At 70.3% G+C, this 19,640-nt stretch carries 19 protein-coding genes, 1 pseudogene and 1 riboswitch; of the genes and pseudogenes, 1 reads left to right on the top strand and 19 read right to left on the bottom strand.

The annotated features are described in order from the left end of the window. Positions 1–12: 12 nt before the first annotated feature. The 10 genes from ACFV8T_RS31590 to rpsB form a co-directional block, all read right to left on the bottom strand. Positions 13–465, bottom strand: coding sequence for an SRPBCC domain-containing protein (locus ACFV8T_RS31590; RefSeq protein WP_385334269.1), 453 nt, complete (start codon positions 463–465; stop codon positions 13–15). A gap of 195 nt (positions 466–660) precedes the next feature. Next, on the bottom strand, positions 661–1,686 hold the full coding sequence (locus tag ACFV8T_RS31585; protein ID WP_385334267.1) for an ABC transporter ATP-binding protein: 1,026 nt from the start codon (positions 1,684–1,686) through the stop codon (positions 661–663). 2 nt (positions 1,687–1,688) lie between these two features. Then, positions 1,689–3,302 carry an ABC transporter permease gene (locus ACFV8T_RS31580; RefSeq protein ID WP_385334331.1) on the bottom strand — a complete coding sequence of 538 codons (1,614 nt, stop codon included), beginning with the start codon at positions 3,300–3,302 and terminating at the stop codon, positions 1,689–1,691. 149 nt (positions 3,303–3,451) lie between these two features. Next, the gene (locus tag ACFV8T_RS31575) at positions 3,452–4,564 is read right to left on the bottom strand and encodes a thiamine ABC transporter substrate binding subunit (RefSeq protein WP_385334265.1); all 1,113 of its coding nucleotides are present in this window, start codon (positions 4,562–4,564) and stop codon (positions 3,452–3,454) included. A gap of 73 nt (positions 4,565–4,637) precedes the next feature. After that, a riboswitch (TPP riboswitch) is annotated at positions 4,638–4,754 on the bottom strand. Between the two features lie 55 nt (positions 4,755–4,809). After that, positions 4,810–5,916 (bottom strand): 23S rRNA (adenine(2503)-C(2))-methyltransferase RlmN, encoded by a 1,107-nt coding sequence (rlmN, locus tag ACFV8T_RS31570; RefSeq protein ID WP_093899078.1) that lies wholly within the window; start codon positions 5,914–5,916, stop codon positions 4,810–4,812. Positions 5,917–6,009: 93 nt separating this feature from the next. Next, on the bottom strand, positions 6,010–7,086 hold the full coding sequence (locus ACFV8T_RS31565) for a phosphatidate cytidylyltransferase (protein WP_385334263.1): 1,077 nt from the start codon (positions 7,084–7,086) through the stop codon (positions 6,010–6,012). After that, positions 7,086–7,643, bottom strand: coding sequence for a ribosome recycling factor (frr, locus tag ACFV8T_RS31560; RefSeq protein WP_266427315.1), 558 nt, complete (start codon positions 7,641–7,643; stop codon positions 7,086–7,088). The genes ACFV8T_RS31565 and frr overlap by 1 nt, the downstream gene beginning before the upstream one ends. 179 nt (positions 7,644–7,822) lie before the next feature. Next, positions 7,823–8,599 (bottom strand): UMP kinase, encoded by a 777-nt coding sequence (gene pyrH, locus ACFV8T_RS31555; protein ID WP_385334261.1) that lies wholly within the window; start codon positions 8,597–8,599, stop codon positions 7,823–7,825. A gap of 159 nt (positions 8,600–8,758) precedes the next feature. Beyond that, a complete protein-coding gene (gene tsf, locus ACFV8T_RS31550) occupies positions 8,759–9,595 on the bottom strand; it encodes a translation elongation factor Ts (protein WP_266427310.1) in 837 nt (278 codons plus the stop codon). Positions 9,596–9,694: 99 nt separating this feature from the next. Further along, the gene (gene rpsB / locus ACFV8T_RS31545; protein ID WP_385334259.1) at positions 9,695–10,612 is read right to left on the bottom strand and encodes a 30S ribosomal protein S2; all 918 of its coding nucleotides are present in this window, start codon (positions 10,610–10,612) and stop codon (positions 9,695–9,697) included. A gap of 352 nt (positions 10,613–10,964) precedes the next feature. Here rpsB and ACFV8T_RS31540 point away from each other — a divergent pair. Next, a pseudogene (locus ACFV8T_RS31540) lies at positions 10,965–11,552 on the top strand (peptidoglycan DD-metalloendopeptidase family protein); the annotation flags it as partial. An 80-nt stretch (positions 11,553–11,632) separates the two neighbouring features. Here the strand turns inward: ACFV8T_RS31540 and ACFV8T_RS31535 are convergent. The 9 genes from ACFV8T_RS31535 to lepB (ACFV8T_RS31495) form a co-directional block, all read right to left on the bottom strand. After that, positions 11,633–12,199 carry a TetR/AcrR family transcriptional regulator gene (locus ACFV8T_RS31535; protein ID WP_385334329.1) on the bottom strand — a complete coding sequence of 189 codons (567 nt, stop codon included), beginning with the start codon at positions 12,197–12,199 and terminating at the stop codon, positions 11,633–11,635. Between the two features lie 117 nt (positions 12,200–12,316). Beyond that, positions 12,317–13,153, bottom strand: coding sequence for an RNA polymerase sigma factor WhiG (gene whiG, locus ACFV8T_RS31530; protein WP_385334257.1), 837 nt, complete (start codon positions 13,151–13,153; stop codon positions 12,317–12,319). A gap of 240 nt (positions 13,154–13,393) precedes the next feature. Further along, positions 13,394–14,554, bottom strand: coding sequence for a DNA-processing protein DprA (dprA, locus tag ACFV8T_RS31525; RefSeq protein WP_385334255.1), 1,161 nt, complete (start codon positions 14,552–14,554; stop codon positions 13,394–13,396). A 107-nt stretch (positions 14,555–14,661) separates the two neighbouring features. After that, complete coding sequence (locus ACFV8T_RS31520) at positions 14,662–16,287, bottom strand: YifB family Mg chelatase-like AAA ATPase (RefSeq protein WP_385334253.1); 1,626 nt, start codon at positions 16,285–16,287, stop codon at positions 14,662–14,664. Then, complete coding sequence (locus ACFV8T_RS31515; RefSeq protein ID WP_385334251.1) at positions 16,287–16,646, bottom strand: YraN family protein; 360 nt, start codon at positions 16,644–16,646, stop codon at positions 16,287–16,289. Before ACFV8T_RS31515 ends, ACFV8T_RS31520 begins: the two co-directional genes overlap by 1 nt. Positions 16,647–16,774: 128 nt before the next feature. Further along, positions 16,775–17,083: a DUF2469 domain-containing protein gene (locus ACFV8T_RS31510; protein WP_003965949.1), complete on the bottom strand. Its 309-nt coding sequence runs from the start codon at positions 17,081–17,083 to the stop codon at positions 16,775–16,777. A gap of 64 nt (positions 17,084–17,147) precedes the next feature. Next, positions 17,148–17,636 carry an NUDIX hydrolase gene (locus ACFV8T_RS31505; protein WP_385334249.1) on the bottom strand — a complete coding sequence of 163 codons (489 nt, stop codon included), beginning with the start codon at positions 17,634–17,636 and terminating at the stop codon, positions 17,148–17,150. After that, the gene (gene lepB / locus ACFV8T_RS31500) at positions 17,626–18,375 is read right to left on the bottom strand and encodes a signal peptidase I (RefSeq protein WP_385334247.1); all 750 of its coding nucleotides are present in this window, start codon (positions 18,373–18,375) and stop codon (positions 17,626–17,628) included. Before lepB (ACFV8T_RS31500) ends, ACFV8T_RS31505 begins: the two co-directional genes overlap by 11 nt. 52 nt (positions 18,376–18,427) lie before the next feature. Further along, positions 18,428–19,342, bottom strand: coding sequence for a signal peptidase I (gene lepB / locus ACFV8T_RS31495; RefSeq protein WP_385334245.1), 915 nt, complete (start codon positions 19,340–19,342; stop codon positions 18,428–18,430). Between the last annotated feature and the right edge of the window lie 298 nt (positions 19,343–19,640).

Below are 19,640 nucleotides of genomic sequence, written 5' to 3'. Positions count from 1 at the left end.
GCCGGGGCCGCTTCAGAAGGACGCGAGCCGGGCCACGAGCGCGTCGAAGAACGCCTCCCAGCCGTCCTCGGCCGCCGCGTACTGCTCGGCCGTGAGGTTGCCGCCGCGCTGCTGGAAGACCATCTCGGTGGTGTTGTCGCCGCGGTCGGTGAAGGTGGCGGTGACGGTCTCGCCCTCGATGTCGGCGGGCGCGGAGGCGTCCTTCATCGTGAACACCAGCCGCTCCGGGGCCACCACCTCCCGGTAGACCCCGTGGAACGGCATCTCGATGCCCGGTACCACCATGACCAGGCTCCAGGCACCGCCCGGCCTGACATCCATCGACACCCGGTCGAGCGGCACCTCGGCGTCACCGCCGTACCAGGCCGCGAAGTGCTCGGGCGTCGTCCAGGCCTCGAAGACCCGTTCCCGCGGGGCCCGGAGGATGCGGGTGATGTCGATGCCCTCGCGTGCTGACTCGGTCATGTCCCTGTCCTTCCCGGAGTCGTTCCGGTTCTGCTGCACGGCCCCGGGGCTGTCCGCGAAGACGTGCCGGAGGTCCCCGGGGCGGCCGGAGCCGCGCTCCGGGGCATCAGGCCATCGTCCGGCCGACGGCCGACTCCCGCGACCGGTGCCGCCTCCGGCGCGTCCGGTCCGGTGAACGCCGCGGGACGCGCCCGGTCAGGAGCGGGCGGGCAGGACGACGGTCTCCGCCGCCTCGAAGGCGACCCCGACCACCGCACCTTCCTCGGGGGCGTCCCGCAGCGCGCACTCCGCCTCCAGGACCGGACCGCTCCGCGGCGTCAGCCGTACCGCGACGTGGTTGCCCCGGAACGTACGCGTCCCGACCACGCAGCGCAGCCCCTCGTCCGGGGCGCCTATCCGGACCCCGGCCGGACGCACCAGCAGATCGCAGGCCCCCTGCGGCGTGCCCTCGGGCACCGGCACCCTGCCCCACACCGTGTGGGCGACCGTGCCGGTCACCGTCGCCTCGACCACGTTGTCGAAGCCCAGGAACCGCGCGACGAAGGCGGAGGCGGGCCGCTGCCAGACCTCCAGCGGGGTGCCCGCCTGGGCGATCCGCCCGTCGCGCATCACCACCACCTGGTCGGCCAGGGCGAACGCCTCACCCTGGTCGTGCGTGACCGCGAGCACCGTCGTACCCAACTGCCCGAAGAGCGTGCGCAGTTCGACGACGAGCCGCTCACGCAGACCGCGGTCGAGCTGGCCGAGCGGCTCGTCCAGCATCAGCAGCTTGGGCCGCGGGGCGAGGGCCCGCGCGAGGGCGACGCGCTGCTGCTCACCGCCGGACAGCGCGGCGACGGCGCGCCGTTCGGCACCGGGCAGGCCCACCAGGTCGAGGAGTTCACCGACCCTGCGCTCCTGATCGCGGCGCGACACCCCGTGCATCCGCAGCCCGAACGCGACATTGGCGCCGACGTCCCGGTGCGGGAAGAGCTGGTGGTCCTGGAACATCAGGCCGAGACCGCGCCGGTGCACCGGCACCCCGGCCTGATCCGCGCCGTCCAGCAGCACCCGGCCGCCGTCCGGCGGATGCAGCCCGGCGACCACCCGCAGCAGCGTGGACTTGCCGCTTCCGCTCGGCCCGAGCACACATACGATCTCGTGCTCGGCGACCTCCAGGTCCACCGCGTCGAGCGCCGCCCGCTCGCCGAAGCGAACCGTGGCCGATTCCAGTGTCAGCATCTCTAGAACTCCCCGGACCGGTCCGTGCGGATACGTTCGAGCAGCAGCAGCGAGACGGCGCAGACCACCATCAGGATGGTGCTGAGGGCCATCGCCTGGCCGTAGTTGAGCTCCCCGGCCCGCCCCAGCAGCCGGGCCACGGCGACCGGCAGCGTCGGGCGGTCGGGCCGCGCGATGAAGACCGTCGCGCCGAACTCACCGAGCGAGACGGCGAACGCGAAACCGGCCGCGACCAGCAACGCCCGTCGCACCAGCGGCAGATCGACCTCCCGCCAGGCCCGCAGCGGTGACGCCCCGAGCACCGCGGCCGCCTCCCGGAGCCGCCCGTCCACCGCGCGCAGGACGGGCAGCATGGTCCGTACGACGAAGGGCACACCGACCAGCGCCTGGGCGAGCGGCACCAGGATCCAGGAAGTCCGCAGATCCAGCGGCGGCTTGTCCAGGGTGATCAGGAAGCCGAAGCCGACGGTGACCGCGGACACCCCGAGCGGCAGCATCAGCAGTGCGTCGAAGCCGCGCACGAGCCGGCCGGCGCGCCGGGTCAGCGCCGCGGCGGCCAGCCCGCCGATGACCAGGGCGATGACCGTCGCGACCAGCGCGTACTGGAGGGAGTTCCAGATCGCTTCGAGCGGCGCGACCAGGAACGTACCGCCACCGGCGTCCACGGACGCCAGCGCACGGTAGAAGTCGAAACCATGACCGCCGGTGGTGTCCATCGAGCGCTCGACCAGTACCCCGAGCGGCAGCAGGATCAGCAGCAGTACGGTCAGCAGCACCCCGCAGAGCAACGCCCACTGCCCGGCACCCCGCGGCCTGCGCGCGGTCCGAGCCGGGTCGACCAGTTTCAGCGCGGTCTCCCGGCGCCGTACGGTCCACGCGTGCACGGCGAGGATCGCGCCGACCGCGGCGAACTGCACCAGCGTCAGCACGGCGGCCGTCGGCAGGGCGAGCAGCTGCGCGGTCTGCCGGTAGATCTCCACCTCCAGCGTGGAGTACCCCGGACCGCCGAGGATCTGCACGACTCCGAAGGAGGTGAAGGTGAAGAGGAAGACCATCAGCGCGGCCGCGGCCACCGCGGGTGCGAGGGCCGGCAGGGTGACCAGCCGCCAGGCGGCGAACCGCCCCGCGCCCAGCACTCTGGCGGCCTCCTCCTGCCGGGGGTCGAGCTGGGCCCACAGCCCGCCGACCGTCCGTACGACCACCGCGTAGTTGAAGAAGACATGGGCGAGCAGAATCGCCCAGACGGTGGTGTCGAGCCGTACGCCCCAGAGCTGGTCGAGGAATCCACCGCGTCCCAGCAGCGCCAGGAAGGCCGTCCCCACGACCACGGTCGGCAGGACGAACGGCACCGTGACGACCGCCCGCAGCAGTTGTTTGCCGGGGAAGTCGAAGCGGGCGAAGACATAGGCGCCGGGCAGCGCGATCAGCAGGGTCAGCGCGGTCGAGGCGAGCGCCTGCCAGCTGGTGAACCAGAGGACGTCGCGGATGTCCGGCCGGGTCAGCACCTCGCCGATCCGGCCGAACTGCCAGACGCCGTCAGCTTTCAGGCCGCGGCCGACGATCGCGGCGACCGGGTAGGCGAAGAACAGCGCGAAGAACGCGACGGGCACGGCCATCAGGCCGAGCCGCACCGCGCTCCCGCGCCGGGCCTTCGCACGGGCCGACCGCGCGTGCGCCGACCGGTCCCGAGGAGCCTTCCCGCCCTCGCCGCCCTCGCCGTTCCCGCCGTTCCCGCTCGCGTCCGGTCCGCGTACGGGACTCTTCGTTACTTCACTACGAGCGAGGACCACGACTGGACCCACTGCTCACGGTTCTTGGCGATCAGGTCCGGGGCGACGGTCGTCGGCCGGTCCACCGTCGCGCCGAACTTCGTGAAGAGCTCCGGCAGCTTCGCATCCTTGGCGACCGGGTTCACGAACATGTTGAGCGGCATGTCCTCCTGGAACCTCTTGCTGATCAGAAAGTCCAGCAGGGCCTTGCCGCCCGCCTCGTTCTTCGCGCCCTTCAGCAGGCCCGCGAACTCGATCTGGCGGAAGCAGGTCCCGGTGGCGACACCGGTCGGCGCCTTCGCCGGCTGCGGCTTCGCGTACAGCACCTCGACGGGCGGGCTGGAGGCGTACGAGACGACGAGCGGCCGGTCGGCCTTGGCCTTCTTGCCGCCCGCGGAGCCGGAGAACTCCTCGTCGTACGCCTGCTCCCAGCCGTCGACGACCTTGACGCCGTTGCTCTCCAGCTTCTTCCAGTAGTCCTGGTAGCCCTTCTCCCCGTACGTGGCGATGGTGCCGAGGAGGAAGCCGAGGCCGGGCGACGAGGTCCCGGCGTTCTCGGTGACGAGAAGGTCCTTGTACGCGGGCTTCGCCAGGTCGTCGAAGGACTGCGGCGGCGCGAGCTTCTTGTCGGCGAAGTACTTCCTGTCGTAGTTGACGCAGATGTCGCCGGTGTCGATCGGGGTGACCCGGTGCGCGTCCGCGTCGAGCCGGGTGTCTGCCGCGACCCGGTCGATGCCCTTCGCCTCGTACGGCGTGAAGAGCCCGCTGTCGAGGGCGCGGGAGAGCAGCGTGTTGTCGACACCGAAGAACACGTCGCCGCGCGGGGAGCCCTTGGTCAGGATCTCCTGGTTGAGCGCGACACCCGCGTCACCGCTCTTCAGCACCTTGACGGTGTAGCCGGTCTCCTTGGTGAACTCCTTCAGTACGTCCGTGGAGGCGTTGAAGGAGTCATGGCTGACGAGGGTCACGGTCTTGGAGCCCGAGCCCTTCGTGCCGCCGGAACCGGAGGCCGAGTCGTCGGAACTCCCGCACCCGGCGAGTGCGGTGACGCCGAGTGCGGCGGCGACGGCCGATGCCGCGAGCTGCCTGGTCCTGCGCGTGGTGCTCATTGTGGATTCCTCCTGGGTTTTGGCCAGGAAGAGACGCGGCCCCGCCCGCGAAAAGCGGGCAGGGCGCAACAGCATGAGTTGATGACCGAACTTCCTACCCGGAATGACCCGGGCGAGGTTCAGAGGGTCTGCGGCCGACCTGTCCTCGGTGCCGCACTCTCAGCGCTGTGGCGCTCCCCTGTCGGAATATGAAGTTGATTTCGGGCCCAGGCTACACGGGCCTCGGCGCCTGTCCGGGAGTGGCCTCAGCGCTCGGCCGCCGCCAGCTGCCCGCAGGCCCCGTCGATCTCCTGGCCACGGGTGTCCCGCACGGTCACCGGCACCCCGTGGGCCGCAATCGCCTCGACGAACGCCTTCTCGTCCTCGGGGCGCGAGGCGGTCCACTTGGAACCGGGCGTGGGGTTCAGCGGGATCAGGTTGACGTGGACCCGCTTGCCCTTGAGGAGCCGGCCGAGCCGGTCACCGCGCCACGCCTGGTCGTTGATGTCACGGATCAGCGCGTACTCGATGGAGATGCGGCGACCGGACTTCTCCGCGTACTCCCATGCGGCGTCCAGCACCTCGCCCACCTTCCACCGCGTGTTCACGGGGACGAGGGTGTCACGCAGCTCGTCGTCCGGCGCGTGCAGCGAGACGGCCAGACGGCACTTGAAGCCCTCGTCCGCGAAGCGGAGCATCGCGGGCACCAGGCCCACGGTGGAGACGGTGATCCCGCGCTGCGAGAGCCCCAGCCCGTCCGGCTCGGGGTCGGTCAGCCGGCGGATCGCGCCGACCACCCGGTTGTAGTTGGCGAGCGGCTCGCCCATGCCCATGAAGACGATGTTGGAGAGCCGCGCCGGACCGCCGGGGACCTCCCCGTCGCGCAGCGCCCGCATCCCGTCGACGATCTGGTGGACGATCTCGGCGGTCGACAGATTGCGGTCGAGACCGGCCTGCCCCGTCGCGCAGAACGGGCAGTTCATCCCGCATCCCGCCTGCGAGGAGATGCACATCGTCACCCGCTCCGGGTAGCGCATCAGGACGGACTCGACGAGCGTCCCGTCGTGCAGCTTCCAGAGCGTCTTTCGGGTGGTGTCGTCGTCGCAGCTGATGTGGCGGACCACCGACATCAGGTCGGGGAACATCGCCTCGGCGAGCTTGTCCCGCGATCCGGCCGGGATGTTGGTCCACTCGGCCGGGTCGTGCGCATACCGCGCGAAGTAGTGCTGCGAGAGCTGCTGGGCGCGGAACGGCTTCTCGCCGATCGCGGCGACGGCTTCCTTGCGCTCGGCGGGCGTGAGGTCGGCGAGGTGCCGCGGCGGCTTCTTGGCTCCGCGGGGCGCGACGAAAGTGAGTTCTCCGGGCTTAGGCATGGTCCATCCAGTGTCGCAGACAGAACAGTGAGGGCCCGCCGTCCTGTGGACAGCGGGCCCTCACTCGTAAAATCCCAGGTCAGGGGCCTGACCTCAGCCGGAGCCGACGAACAGCACCAGCAGCAGCCAGACCACCGGGGCGGTCGGCAGCAGCGAGTCCAGCCGGTCCATGATGCCGCCGTGCCCCGGCAGCAGCGTGCCCATGTCCTTGATCCCGAGGTCCCGCTTGATCATCGACTCGCCCAGGTCGCCGAGGGTGGCGCTGGCCGCGACCGCGAGCCCGAGCAGCAGCCCCTGCCACCAGGCACCGCCGTCGATCAGGAACTGCATGCACAGCGCACCGGCGACCATCGCGAAGGCGACGGCCCCGAACAGGCCCTCCCGGGTCTTTCCGGGGCTGATGCGCGGCGCGAGCTTGTGCTTCCCGAAGCGCCAGCCGACGGCGTACGCGCCCGTGTCGCTGACCACGGTCAGCAGCAGGAAGGTGAGCACCCGCTGCGGCCCGTCGTCGGCGGTCAGGAGCATGGCGACGAACGTGGCGAGGAACGGTACGTAGAACGCCGCGAACACACCGGCCGTGACGTCCTTGAGGTAGCCCTCCGGCGGCTCGGTCATCCGCCAGACGAGCACCGCCAGCGCGGTCAGCGCCATCGCCACCCAGGCGCCTTCGGCGCCCTGCGCGTAACCGGCGACCACCATCGCCGCGCCGCCCACCGCCAGCGGGATGAGCGGTGCCTTGATGCCCTTGCGCTCCTGGAGCCGGGAGGTCAGTTCCCACAGGCCCACGACGACGGCGACGGCGATCACACCGACGAAGACGGCCTTCACGATGAACAGCGAGGCGACGATGACGGCGCCGAGCCCCACACCGACCCCTATGGCGGCTCGCAGATCACGACCCGCACGTTTCTTCTGCGGGGGCGGCGGCGCGGTGGACATGGGCTCCTGCGGCTTCTCGTCACGGAACAGGGGGCCGCCGCTCAGGCGTCCGGCCCCCTGGCCCCGGTCATCACGGTCGTCAGCGTCTCTACCTGCGTCGGGAACGTCCGGCACGATGGGCATGGGCCGAGTCTGCTGGGCGTCATGCACATCGTAAGCAGGACCCGCCCGCATCTCGGGCGCACCCCAATGGCCGGCTCCCTGCGGGGCGCCCCAGGAAGAGTCGTTCATCAGACTTCGAGCAGCTCGGCTTCCTTGTGCTTGAGCAGCTCGTCGACCTGCGCGACGTACTTCGCGGTGGTGTCGTCGAGCTCCTTCTCGGCGCGACGCACCTCGTCCTCGCCCGACTCCTTGTCCTTGACCAGCTTGTCGAGGGTCTCCTTGGCCTTGCGGCGCACGGCGCGGATGGAGATCTTGGAGTCCTCGGCCTTCGCCTTGGCGACCTTGATGTAGTCGCGGCGGCGCTCCTCGGTGAGGTCCGGGAAGGTCACCCGGATGATATTGCCGTCGTTGCTCGGGTTGACGCCGAGATCCGAGTCACGGATGGCCTGCTCGATGTTGCGCAGCGCGGTCTTGTCGAACGGCGTCACGACGGCCATGCGCGGCTCGGGCACCGAGAACGAGGCGAGCTGGTTGATCGGGGTCAGCGCGCCGTAGTAGTCGGCGACGATCTTGTTGAACATCGCCGGGTGCGCACGGCCGGTACGGATCGCGGCGAAGTCCTCTTTCGCGACGACGACGGCCTTCTCCATCTTCTCCTCGGCCTCGAGGAGGGTTTCTTCGATCACCACGTGCTCCTGCGTGTCTTGAGTGGGCCCGTCGTGCTCGGGCCCGGCGGGTCCTGCGTCGCGTCCTCACCTGCACGGTGTCCGACCGGCAGGCCGTTGTCCATCCTTCGGGGCCGGTCCCGGGGGTTTCCCCGGGGGCCCGGACCTCCCCGCGGTACTCCGGGAAGGTCCCCCGGTCCTCAGGCCCGGGTGCTCCGGTCACTCACGAGCGTGCCGATCTTCTCACCATTGACCGCGCGGGCGATATTGCCGGTGGCGGTCAGCTCGAAGACGAGGATCGGCAGGTCGTTGTCACGGCAGAGCGTGATGGCGGTGGCGTCGGCGACCTTGAGGTCACGGGCGAGAACCTCGCTGTACTCGAGCGCGTCGAACTTCACCGCGTCGGGGTTGGTCTTCGGGTCGGAGTCGTAGACCCCGTCCACCCCGTTCTTGCCCATCAGAAGGCCCTCTGCGTCGATCTCCAGGGCGCGCTGGGCGGCAGTGGTGTCGGTGGAGAAGTACGGCATCCCCATGCCTGCGCCGAAGATGACGACACGGCCCTTCTCCAGGTGGCGCACGGCGCGCAGCGGGATGTACGGCTCCGCGACCTGCCCCATGGTGATGGCGGTCTGGACGCGGGAGTCGATGCCTTCCTTCTCCAGGAAGTCCTGGAGCGCCAGGCAGTTCATGACCGTGCCGAGCATGCCCATGTAGTCGGACCGGGCCCGGTCCATGCCGCGCTGCTGGAGCTCGGCACCGCGGAAGAAGTTGCCGCCGCCGATGACGATCGCGATTTCCGCGCCGTCGCGGACGACCGCCGCGATTTCCCGGGCGATGGCGTGTACGACGTCGGGGTCGACACCCAGACCCCCGCCGCCGGCGAACGCCTCTCCGGACAGCTTCAGCATGAAGCGTCCGGCCACCTTGCCGTCGTCGCGCTTGTGGTCACCTTGTGCGGCGTCCGCGCCCTTGTTCATGGAGATTCTCCTCGTGCACATACGAAGAAGGCCATTGCCGGTGGGTCTGGTGTCCCTCAGCGGCAATGGCCTCCTCGTCAGATCTGCGGTCGTACGGCGTGAGTGCGGCCGACGACTGCACTAGACCCTATCGGGGTCCACCGTTGTTCGCGGACGGACTCAGATGCCGACCTTGATGCGCGAGAAGCGCTTCAGGGTGACACCGGCCTCGTCCAGAACCTTCTGGACGGACTTCTTGCTGTCCTTGGCGAAGGCCTGCTCCAGGACGACGACGTCCTTGAAGAAGCCGTTGACGCGACCCTCGACGATCTTCGGAAGGGCGGCCTCGGGCTTGCCCTCCTCGCGAGAGGTGGCCTCGGCGACACGACGCTCGTTCTCGACCGTCTCGGCCGGGACCTCGTCGCGGTTGAGGTACTTCGGGGCGAAGGCGGCGATGTGCTGCGCGACGTCCTTGGCGACCTCGGCGTTCTCCTTGTCGAGCTCGACCAGGACACCGACCTGCGGCGGGAGGTCGGGCATCGTGCGGTGCATGTACGCAGCCACGTAACCGCCGGTGAACTGCGCGAAGCGGTCCAGGACGATCTTCTCGCCGAGGTTGGCGTTGGCCTCGTCGACGTACGCCTGGACGGTCTTGCCGGCCTCGATCTCGGAGGCGAGCAGCGCGGCCAGGTCGGCCGGGGAGGTCGCGGCGACGTGGGCGGCGAGCGTGTTGGCGACGGTCTGGAACTTGTCACCCTTGGCGACGAAGTCCGTCTCGCACTTCAGCTCGAGCAGAACGCCGGAGGTCTTGTCCTCGGAGATGAGGGAGACGACGGCACCGTTCTCGGCAGAACGGCCCTCGCGCTTGGCGACGCCCTTCTGACCCTTGATACGGAGCGCCTCGACGGCCTTGTCGACGTTGCCGTCGGCCTCGTCGAGCGCCTTCTTGCAGTCCATCATGCCGGCGCCGGTCAGCTCGCGGAGCTTCTTGACGTCAGCGGCGGTGTAGTTCGCCATGAGTCTGTATTTCTCTCTCGAAGTCTGAAAGATCTACGGGTGAACGGCGGGGGCGGTGCTTGTGGCACCGGCCCCCGCCGTCATCAGCCGTGACGGGTGTCAGGCCTGCTCGGCGTCCGCGGCCGGAGCCTCGGCGGCGGGGGCCTCGGCAGCAGCCTCGGCGGCGGGGGCCTCGGCGGCCTCGGCGTCCGCGACCTTCTCGGTCTCGGCGGAGGTCTGCACCTCGGTGTCGGCCTTCTTGTCGCCCTCGAGCAGGTCGCGCTCCCACTCGGCGAGCGGCTCGCCGGCGGCCTTCTCGCCCGGCTTCGAGTCACCGGTGGCGGCACCGGAACGGGCGATGAGGCCCTCGGCGACGGCGTCGGCGATCACGCGGGTGAGCAGGGTGACGGAGCGGATCGCGTCGTCGTTGCCCGGAATCTTGTAGTCGACCTCGTCGGGGTCGCAGTTGGTGTCGAGGATCGCGACGACCGGGATGTGGAGCTTGCGCGCCTCACCGACGGCGATGTGCTCCTTCTTGGTGTCGACGATCCAGACGGCGCTCGGCACCTTCTGCATCTCGCGGATACCACCGAGGGTCTTCTCCAGCTTGGCCTTCTCGCGGGAGAGGACCAGGAGCTCCTTCTTGGTGAGGCCGGAGGCGGCCACGTCCTCGAAGTCGATGAGCTCGAGCTCCTTCAGACGCTGAAGGCGCTTGTAGACGGTGGAGAAGTTGGTGAGCATGCCACCGAGCCAACGCTGGTTGACGTACGGCATGCCGACGCGCGTCGCCTGCTCGGCGATGGCCTCCTGGGCCTGCTTCTTCGTACCCACGAACATGATGGAGCCGCCGTGGGCGACGGTCTCCTTGACGAACTCGTAGGCGCGGTCGATGTACGACAGCGACTGGAGCAGGTCGATGATGTAGATGCCGTTGCGCTCGGTGAAGATGAAGCGCTTCATCTTCGGGTTCCAGCGACGGGTCTGGTGACCGAAGTGGACGCCGCTTTCCAGCAGCTCCCGCATCGTGACGACGGCCATGGCCGTACTCCTTGAGGTGCTCGGTTGTCGCGACCGCAGGATTGCTGTCGCGCCTGACGCCCCGACGCGCCGTGCCACGAGGGACCGAGGAGCGCGGCCACCGTCCGCAGAGAGGGAGGTGGCGGGGCGTGCGAAGTCGACCCGGTGACCCGGATCGCCATAGGAAGTGTACGGGACGGCCCGGGTGCCGGGTGACGGCGCTGTCCACAACCGGTTGGTTGTCCACAGGTCCGGTTCATGATCCCCGCGGAGCGGGGGGCTGCGGGACGGTTCTGCCATGCAATGCACGACTGATCCGACCTGCCCGACCGACCCGACCGACCCGGCTGATCCGACCTGCCCGACCTTCCCGGTGGAGCCAGTTTCCCTTCGCGCGCGGAGGGCGCTCGTGGTGGCGGTGGTGGGCCTGCTGGCCGTGCTGTGCGGCCCATCGGCCGCCGCGGCCGGAGCACCGGGCCCCGGCCCCGTTCCCGTACCGACGCCGATGTCGGTGGGCGACCGGGGCTGGCCGCTCGCGGGGCGGCCCGCGGTCGTACGGGGCTGGGAACCCCCGGCCGGCCCCTACGCGCGGGGCCACCGCGGGGTCGACCTCGCCACGGAGCCGGGGGCTGCGGTGCTCGCCGCCGCCTCGGGACAGATCTCGTTCGCAGGGCGTGTGGCGGGGCGCGGGGTGATGGCGATCGAGGTGGCCGGCGGCGGCGATCCGCCGCTGCGGACCACGTACGAACCGGTGCGGGCGCTGGTCGCGAAGGGCGAGAAGGTGACGGCGGGGCAGGTGGTGGCGATCGTGGAGGCGGGGCCCTTCCACTGCGCGTCGGGCTGTCTGCACTGGGGACTGCTGCGTGGTGACACGTATCTGGATCCGCTGTCGCTGCTGCCGCCGTCGCTGCTGCGGCGGGGTCCGTCCCGGCTGCTTCCGGTGTTCGGCGTGCCCGAGCCCGCGGAATCGGCCGGGGGGACCGGGGACGGACTCGCCGCCCCCGGCGTTCTGCCCGCGGTCACCGCGACGCGGCGACGGCGTCAGTCCCGTACGCCCTGCACGCCTCGGAGAATCATGGTGACGGCGGTGTCCGCGATCACGGACGGCTCCTCGGCCACGGCCAGTTCGATACGTCGCACCGCGGCGTCCACCGAACCCTGGAGCAGCATCGCCGCCAGCCTCGGCTGTGCGTGGCCGAGGTCGCCGAGCGCCTCGACGATCATGGCGATCAGCCCGCCGTGCGCGGCCCTGATCTTCTCGCGCGCCCCGGCGTCCAGTTCGCTCGCCGAGATGGCGACGACCGCGCGGTGGCGGCGGTCCCCGACGAGGTCGAGCTGTCGGCGCACATAGGCCTCGATCTTGCCCTCGGGCGTCGTGGCCTGCTCCATGGCGTTCTCGACCTCGGCCGCCCAGACGGGGAAGTCGACGGCGCAGAGCTCTTCGACCACGGCCGCGCGGGAGCGGAAGTACTCATACACGGAGGACCGGGCGAGGCCCGTGCGTTCGGCGAGGGCGGGGAAGGTCAATGCCTCCGTACCCCCCTCGGACAGCAGGGAGCGTGCGGCGTCCAGGAGGGCGCCGCGCTGCATGGTCCGGTGCTCGGCCACCGAGGCCGCTCGAATCCTGGGCACGCGTCCACTGTACGGCGACCGGTGTTCGAGAGGGCGCGTACGCCCCTGATCCATGGCCGAAGCGGCCATGCCACTACCGGCCTCGCGTGGGACTCAGCGTCCGGCGTCGGCCAGTTTCGCGCGCAGCTGGAGCACCGATTTGGTGTGGATCTGACTCACCCGGCTCTCGGTGACCCCGAGCACGTTGCCGATCTCGGCGAGGGTGAGGCCCTCGTAGTAGTAGAGCGTCACGACCGTCTTCTCGCGCTCCGGAAGCGTGTTGATGGCACGGGCGAGCAGTCGCCTGAGCTCGCGGTCCTCGGCGACCTCCACCGGATTGTCGGCGGCGGTGTCCTCCAGGGTGTCCATCAGACTGAGCCGGTCGCCGCCCTCGCCGCCGACATGCAGCAACTCCTCCAGCGCGACCACGTTCGCCAGCGACAACTGGCTGAAAACCGCGTGCAGTTCCTCCAGCGCGATCCCCATCTCCGCGGCGACCTCCGCCTCGGAAGGGGTGCGCCTCAGCTGCGCCTCCAGCGTGGCATAGGCGCGTTCCACCGCGCGCGCCTTCTGGCGCACCGAGCGCGGGATCCAGTCCAGCGCACGCAGTTCGTCGATCATCGCGCCACGGATGCGGGTGATCGCGTACGTCTCGAACTTGATCGCGCGCTCGATGTCGAACTTCTCGATCGCGTCGATCAGGCCGAAGACCCCCGAGGAGACGAAGTCCGCCTGCTCGACATTGGAAGGCAGGCCCACGCTCACCCGGCCCGCGACGTACTTCACCAGCGGCGAGTAGTGCAGGATCAACTGCTCCCGCAGCCGCTCGTCGCCCGTGGACTTGTACGAACGCCACAACTCGTCGAGCGAGGAGGGGGCAGAGGGGCGCACAGTGCCACGCGCAGCCGGTGGTACTGCCGCGCGGTCAGACCCGGAGGTGTGCTGGGGCATGTGGTGCCTTGAGCCGTTCTGCTGTGAAGTGCTGGGACGTATGTCTGAGTCGGAATCCTTGTGAGCGTAGCGTGACTGTGATGTCGCGGTCCGCGCAGGATAAAGGATCGGTACTGTGCGAATCCGGCCGATCCGACATGACTGAGGCCCGGGACCGTCGCCGCGTGCGTCGGCCCCGGAGGCGTCACTGAAGGATCCGCCGAGGTCGTCTGCATCACCTTTTCACCCGAATGCTCCAGGTCAAGTACCGCCTCGCCGCGCGTCGCCATTGCAAGTCGGTCGCGGCGTCAACTGCCATCCATCGCCATCCCGTTCGACGAACCCCAGTGAGTGCAGTTCGTACAGCCTGCCGAGCGCCTCGTCGGTACTGGTGCCGGCGGCACGGGCCACATCGCGCCCGCTGACGGCACCCCGGTACGGCAGTGCGTCGAGGACCCTGGCGGAGACCGCGTCCAGCAGGTCCCTGGGATGCACGGGGCCTCGTCTGGCCGGAGCGAGTTCACCGATGTCCCCCACCAGTTCGGCGACTTCCGAGGCATCGGTCACCAGGACGCCCTCTCCGCGCAGGAGTTCATGGACCCCTGCCGACAGCCCACTGGTGGCGGGGCCCGGCACGCCCATGGTGAAGCGGCCGAGCCGCTGTGCGCAGTGCGCGGTGACCAGGGAACCACTGCGGTATTCGGCCTCGACCACGACCGTCCCGCGCGTCAACGCGGCGATGACCCGGTTCCGGAGGATGAATCTGCTGCGGGTGGGATGATCGGACGGTGGTAATTCGCCGATGACGAGCCCTTGTTCCGCCATCCGTCCGATCAGCTCGGCGTGTCCCCGGGGGTAGGGGACGTCCACCCCGCAGGCCAGTACCGCCATCGTCGCCCCGCCGACGGCGAGCGCGCCGCGGTGCGCCGCTCCGTCGACCCCGAACGCGGCTCCCGACACGACCACCCACCCCAGCTCCGCGAGTCCCGCGCCGAGGCCGGCCGCCATGTGCGATCCGTAGGGCGTGCAGGCACGGGCGCCCACCACGGCGACCGAGCGCAGCGCCCAGAGCCGCAGATCGCGGGGCCCGCGCACCCACAGGCCGGTCGGCCTGGCGTCCGCGAGGTCGTCGAGCTGGCTGGGCCATTCCCGGTCCCCGGGACAGATGAACCGCCCGCCGAGCGCGGCAACCACCGAGAGGTCGCGCCCGGGGTCGGCGCCCTCGGCCCGCAGCCGGTACCCGGCGAGCCGTTTCGGTGTCATTCCGCGCAGCTGCTCCGCGGTGCCGTCCCTGGTGGTGATCCGCCGTATCAGTTCGACGGCACCGCACTCGCGCAGCCAGCGGCCGCCGCGCTCGTCCCCCGGCTCGATGATGCGGGTCAGGGCGGCCCGTGCCAGCCGCTCCCGGCTGCTCACCGCCATCCCCGGCCCCGTCCCGGGCGCCTCCCCCGGGTCCTGTTCCGGGACCCGGTGCCGTGCGTCTCCCGACGGGTCCCGCCCTTTTCCCTGCCCGCCGTCCACCCCCGGCCTCATGACGCTCCGGCCTTCGTCAGGGCGCCCCGCGGAATACCGGTCCGCAGTTCCAGCGCCACCGCGATGTCCGACGCGTCCGGACGGTCGGCGCCGCGCAGATCGGCGACCGTCCACGCCACCCTGAGCACCCGGTCCAGGCCCCGCGCGGTGAGCATGCCCCGTTCCATGTCCCGTTCGGCTTCCATGAGCGCGCCCGGTGCCGCGACCAGCCGGGTCCGCAGCTCATGGCCGGGCACCTCGCTGTTGGTGGACCACGCGGTGCCCGCCAGCCGGTCCGCGGCCCGCGCCCTTGCCTCCTGGACCCGGGCCGCGACGGAGGCTGTCGACTCGCCGCGGCCACCCTGCCCCATCAGGTCCTCGCGCCTGACCGGGTCGACGAGCACCCGCAGATCCACCCGGTCGAGCAGTGGCCCGGAGAGCCGTGCCTGGTAGCGCCTGACCGCCGACGGCGGGCATTCGCAGCCGGCACCGTTGAGGCTGTGCCGGCCGCACGGGCAGGGGTTTGCGGCCAGCACCATCAGGAATCGGGCGGGCAGCCGGACCACCCCGGCGCTGCGTGCCACCACCACATGCCCCGATTCCAGCGGCTGGCGCAGCGCGTCCAGTGCCCGCACGGAGAATTCGGGCGCTTCGTCCAGAAAGAGAATCCCTCGGTGGGCCAGCGAGACCGCACCGGGACGCGGCAGCCCGTTGCCCCCGCCGACCAGCGACTGCATCGTCGCCGAGTGGTGGGGCGCGCAGTAGGGAGGCCGGGTGACCAGTGGCTCTCCCGGCGGCAGAATGCCTGCCACCGAGTGCACCGCGGTCACCTCCAGGGATTCCTTTCTGGTCAGCGTCGGCAGGATCGCCGGCAACCGCTCGGCCAGCATGGTCTTGCCGGCGCCCGGCGGTCCCGAGAGCAGCAGGTGGTGACCGCCGGCCGCGGCGACCTCCAGAGCCTTGCGGGGCCGCTCCTGCCCCGCCACATCCGCCAGATCCGGTGAATTCCCCTCGCCCTGACCGGCCCCGCGGGCGATCCCGGTACCGATGCCCGCGCCGGGCACCATCAGCCCTGCCAGCATGGTGTCGGGACGCCCCTCGTCGTGCGCCTCCCGCTCGTCGGGCACCGGCTCCTCGCAGAGCACGGCGATCAGCTGCCGCAGGCTCCGTACCCCGAGGACGGAGACCCCGGGGACCAGCGCCGCCTCCCCCGCCGTCTGTTCGGGCACGACGACCTGGCGGTACCCGGCCTCCGCCGCGGCGAGCACGGCCGGCAGCACGCCGCGCACCGGCCGCACCCGGCCGTCGAGTCCGAGCTCACCGATCATCACCACATCGGCGATGGACGCCGGATCGATCCGCTCGGCCGCCCCCAGCACCGCGCAGGCGACAGCGAGATCGAACCCGGAGCCGCCCTTCGGGACGGAGGCCGGTGACAGGCCCACCGTGAGTTTCTTCTGCGGCCACTCGGCCCCCGAGTTCACCACCGCGGCCCTGACCCGGTCCCGGCTCTCCACCAGACTCTTGTCCGGCAGCCCCACCAGGGTGAACGCGGCCACCCCCGCCTCCAGGTCCGCCTGGACCTCCACCACCACACCCTCGACGCCGACGAGCGCCACCGAGCACGCCCGCGCGAACCCCATCAGGCCACCCCCCGCGCATGCTCGGCGACGGGCGCTCCGCGCCTGGGCAGCACCACTCCGACCAGATCGATCCGGACCCCGCCGGACGGCGGGCCGCCGTGCCGGTCCATCCAGATACCGGCCAGCCGCCGCAGCCGCTCCGCCTTGACCGGCGTGACGGCCGCCATCGGATGCTCGAACGCGCCCGCCCTGCGGGTCTTCACCTCGCAGACCACGAGTGCGTCGCCGTCCATCGCGACGATGTCGATCTCACCGGCGCGACAGCGCCAGTTCCGCTCCAGTACGGACATGCCGGCTTCGGCCAGCAGCCGTGCCGCCAGATCCTCGCCGTACCGCCCGAGTGCCCCCCGTGCGTTCATTTCGGCACCACCTCCGGGACCGACTCTGACGCGTCGGGTCCCGGCTTGTGGATCTTGGTGGACAACTCCGGAATTGTGGATAACCCGGCCACCCGGAAGTGGGAATCTAATCCCCCCTTGGAGTGGGCTCAGCCACCCGGGAGTTCGAGATCGCTCTTGTTGAGCTCCTCGATGTTGACGTCCTTGAACGTCAGCACCCGTACCTGCTTGACGAACCGCGCGGGCCGGTACATGTCCCAGACCCAGGCGTCCGCCATCGATACTTCGAAGAACACCTCGCCCTGGACCGAGTGCACCTGCATCTCGTAGTCGTTGGTGAGGTAGAAGCGCCGTTCGGTCTCGATCACATATTTGAACAGACCGACGACATCTCGGTACTCCCGGTAGAGCTTCAGCTCCATCTCGGTCTCGTACTTTTCGAGGTCCTCGGCGCTCATTGGCATGTTCCCCTTCAGCCGTGCGTCCCCCCATTGTGCGCCAGGCCCCGGGCCCCCTGGGCGCTTAGGCGATTTCGGGGTCCAGAACCAGTGGCGTACGCGGGGGACCCTCGTCGAGCAGCGTGCGCAGCAACTCGGCGAGCCTGGTCGGGTACACCGTCTCACGCGCCGCCGACAGTTCGGCGGAGGTCCACCACCTCAGACCCGCGACACTGCGCTGCTCCAGCCCGGTCAGCCCACTGGTGTCGGTGACGGTCTGTGTCGTACGTGCCAGGAAATACCACTCGTCCTGGTCCCAGCGGCAGCCGTCGAACGGGAATGAGCACATCCGCCGCCAGAGCAGCGGGCCGAGTTCGACATCGGTGATGCCGGTCTCCTCCGTGAGCTCGCGCAGCGCGGCCTCCTCCCGGGTCTCGTCGTCCTCCAGGCCGCCGCCGGGGGTGAACCACCAGGTGCTCTCCGGATCCTCCGGTTCGAAGCCGTGGATCAGAAGGATCCGGTCGTCGGGGTCCAGGAGCACCACCCGGGCGACCTTCCGCTTCTCAATGCGCACCGGCGGGAACCCTTCCGCGCTTGTTCCGTGCCGATCGTGCGGACCGGGCCGCGATCGGGCCGTATGCCGCACCGCCCAGGATGAGCACCATGCCCACGACCACGGCCCCTAGCTGCAATCGCAGTGGTCCGGGCGACGACACCCCGCCGGGGAGGGCGGCGAAGGCCCGCGGACGCTCGACCATGCCGTTCATCGGCCAGGCGATGGCATCCACCCGGGCCCGTACCGCGTCGCGGGGGACGGAGCCCTGCCCCGCGTCGTCCAGGTGGACCCGGGAGTCCAGTGAGGCGGTGCGTTCGTCGCCCAGCAGGAAGAGCTGCCCCTCGGGCACCTCCGCCGTGAAGTCCTCGGCCGAGGCGAGGCCCTTCGTGTGCAGATACGGTTCGTCAATGGGCTTGCCGTTGACCGTGAGCCGGCCGCCCTTCGCGCAGCAGGCGATCTTGTCGCCACCGATCCCGACGACCCGCTTCACCATCGGCATGTCGCCCCACGCCGGATCGGTGAAGACCACCACGTCACCGCGGTGCACCTCGCTGCCGTCGATCCGTTGCGCGAGCACCCGGTCGCCCGAATGCACCGTCGGCGTCATCGACTCGGTCGGCACCGTGTACGGCTTGTACACCACCGCCCCCCAGGCGAACCCGCCGAGGAAGAGCACACAGCCGACGGCCACGGCCAGCCCCGACAGCATGCTGCCGAGCCGGCCGTGACCGTCACCCGTACGTCCATTTCCGCTCATCCCGGCGTCCCCCCACCTCGGAGATCGACAATCGCTGACCCGAGTCGGCACCCTACCCGGCGGTACGCCCGCTGGTCAGCCTCCTGCGGCGCCACAGTACGAGAGGCAGCGCGCCCGCCACGCCGAGCGCGCCCGGGGCCAGACCCGCCGCCACGCCGATCCCCGGCTGGTCAAAGGTGTCCGGGACCGGCAGCGTCGCCCAGCGGTTGATCGGCCAGGCCACGACCACGGCCCGCCCGACGACGTCCTCGACGGGCACGAAGCCCTTGGTCGCGTCCTCGGTGTGATAGCGCGAGTCCCAGGAGTTCTGCCGGTGGTCGCCCATCACCCAGATCTTGCCTTCGGGCACCTTGAACGGCCCGAAGGGCTTGTCGTCGCACGCCGAGTCACCCGGGAAGATGTACGGCTCGACGAGCGCCTTCCCGTTGACCTCGACCGGACCGCCCTTCGTGCATTCCACGGTGTCGCCGCCGACCGCGATCGTCCGCTTGATCAGGTCCTTCTCCTTGGACGACGGCATCAGACCGATGAAACTCAGGAAGTCCTGCACCACGTTCGACTCGGGAGTCGGCTCCCCGGCCAGCCAGTTGTCCGGATCATGGAAAACGACCACCTCACCGCGCTCGGGCTCCCCGCCGAACCAGGGCGTCAGCTTGTCGACCAGCACCCGGTCGCCCCGCTGGAGCGTGTTCTGCATCGAGTCCGAGGGGATCGAGAACGCCTGCACCAGGAACGTCTTGATCAGCAGCGCGAGAACCAGCGCGACGACGATCAGCAGCGGCAGCTCCTTCCAGAAAGGGCGCTGCTTCCTGACCTTCCTGCCGTCCCCGTCCGCAGCCTGCGCATCCGCGGGCGCGTCCGGATCGGGTGTCTCCCCCGGCGGGCCGGCGACAGGCTCAGCGGGCTGGCCGGGCCTCTCCGCGGGCTCTCCATGTCCAGGTCGTGCACCGGCAGCCACGTCACTCACATCCAGTCCTCACTCTGCGCCCACGCCTGCTCCGGGCCCCGTTCGTTCGAAGCCCACTGCCCCGAACAACGAACGGGAGTTCCACAGGGCCACTGCGTACCCGACCATCTTGTCGTCCGCCGGGCAATTCCCCGGCCACCCACCACCGACAACCGCCCTCCGGTGGCTCAGCGTGCTCGCCGAGCCGCCGGAGGGCGGTTCATCCGTGCCGTCCGGCGCCCGCGTCACGGGCACCGGCATCCTTCAGCGCGTACCGGACGGCCTGGGCCGCCGGTCCATCTCCGGCCGGTGGAGACGG

Origin of the sequence: Streptomyces sp. NPDC059832, assembly GCF_042731715.1 — a bacterium.
Classification (GTDB): Bacteria; Actinomycetota; Actinomycetes; order Streptomycetales; family Streptomycetaceae; genus Streptomyces.
Note: the sequence above shows the minus strand (reverse complement) of the source record. Positions and strands in the feature narration are given on the sequence as shown.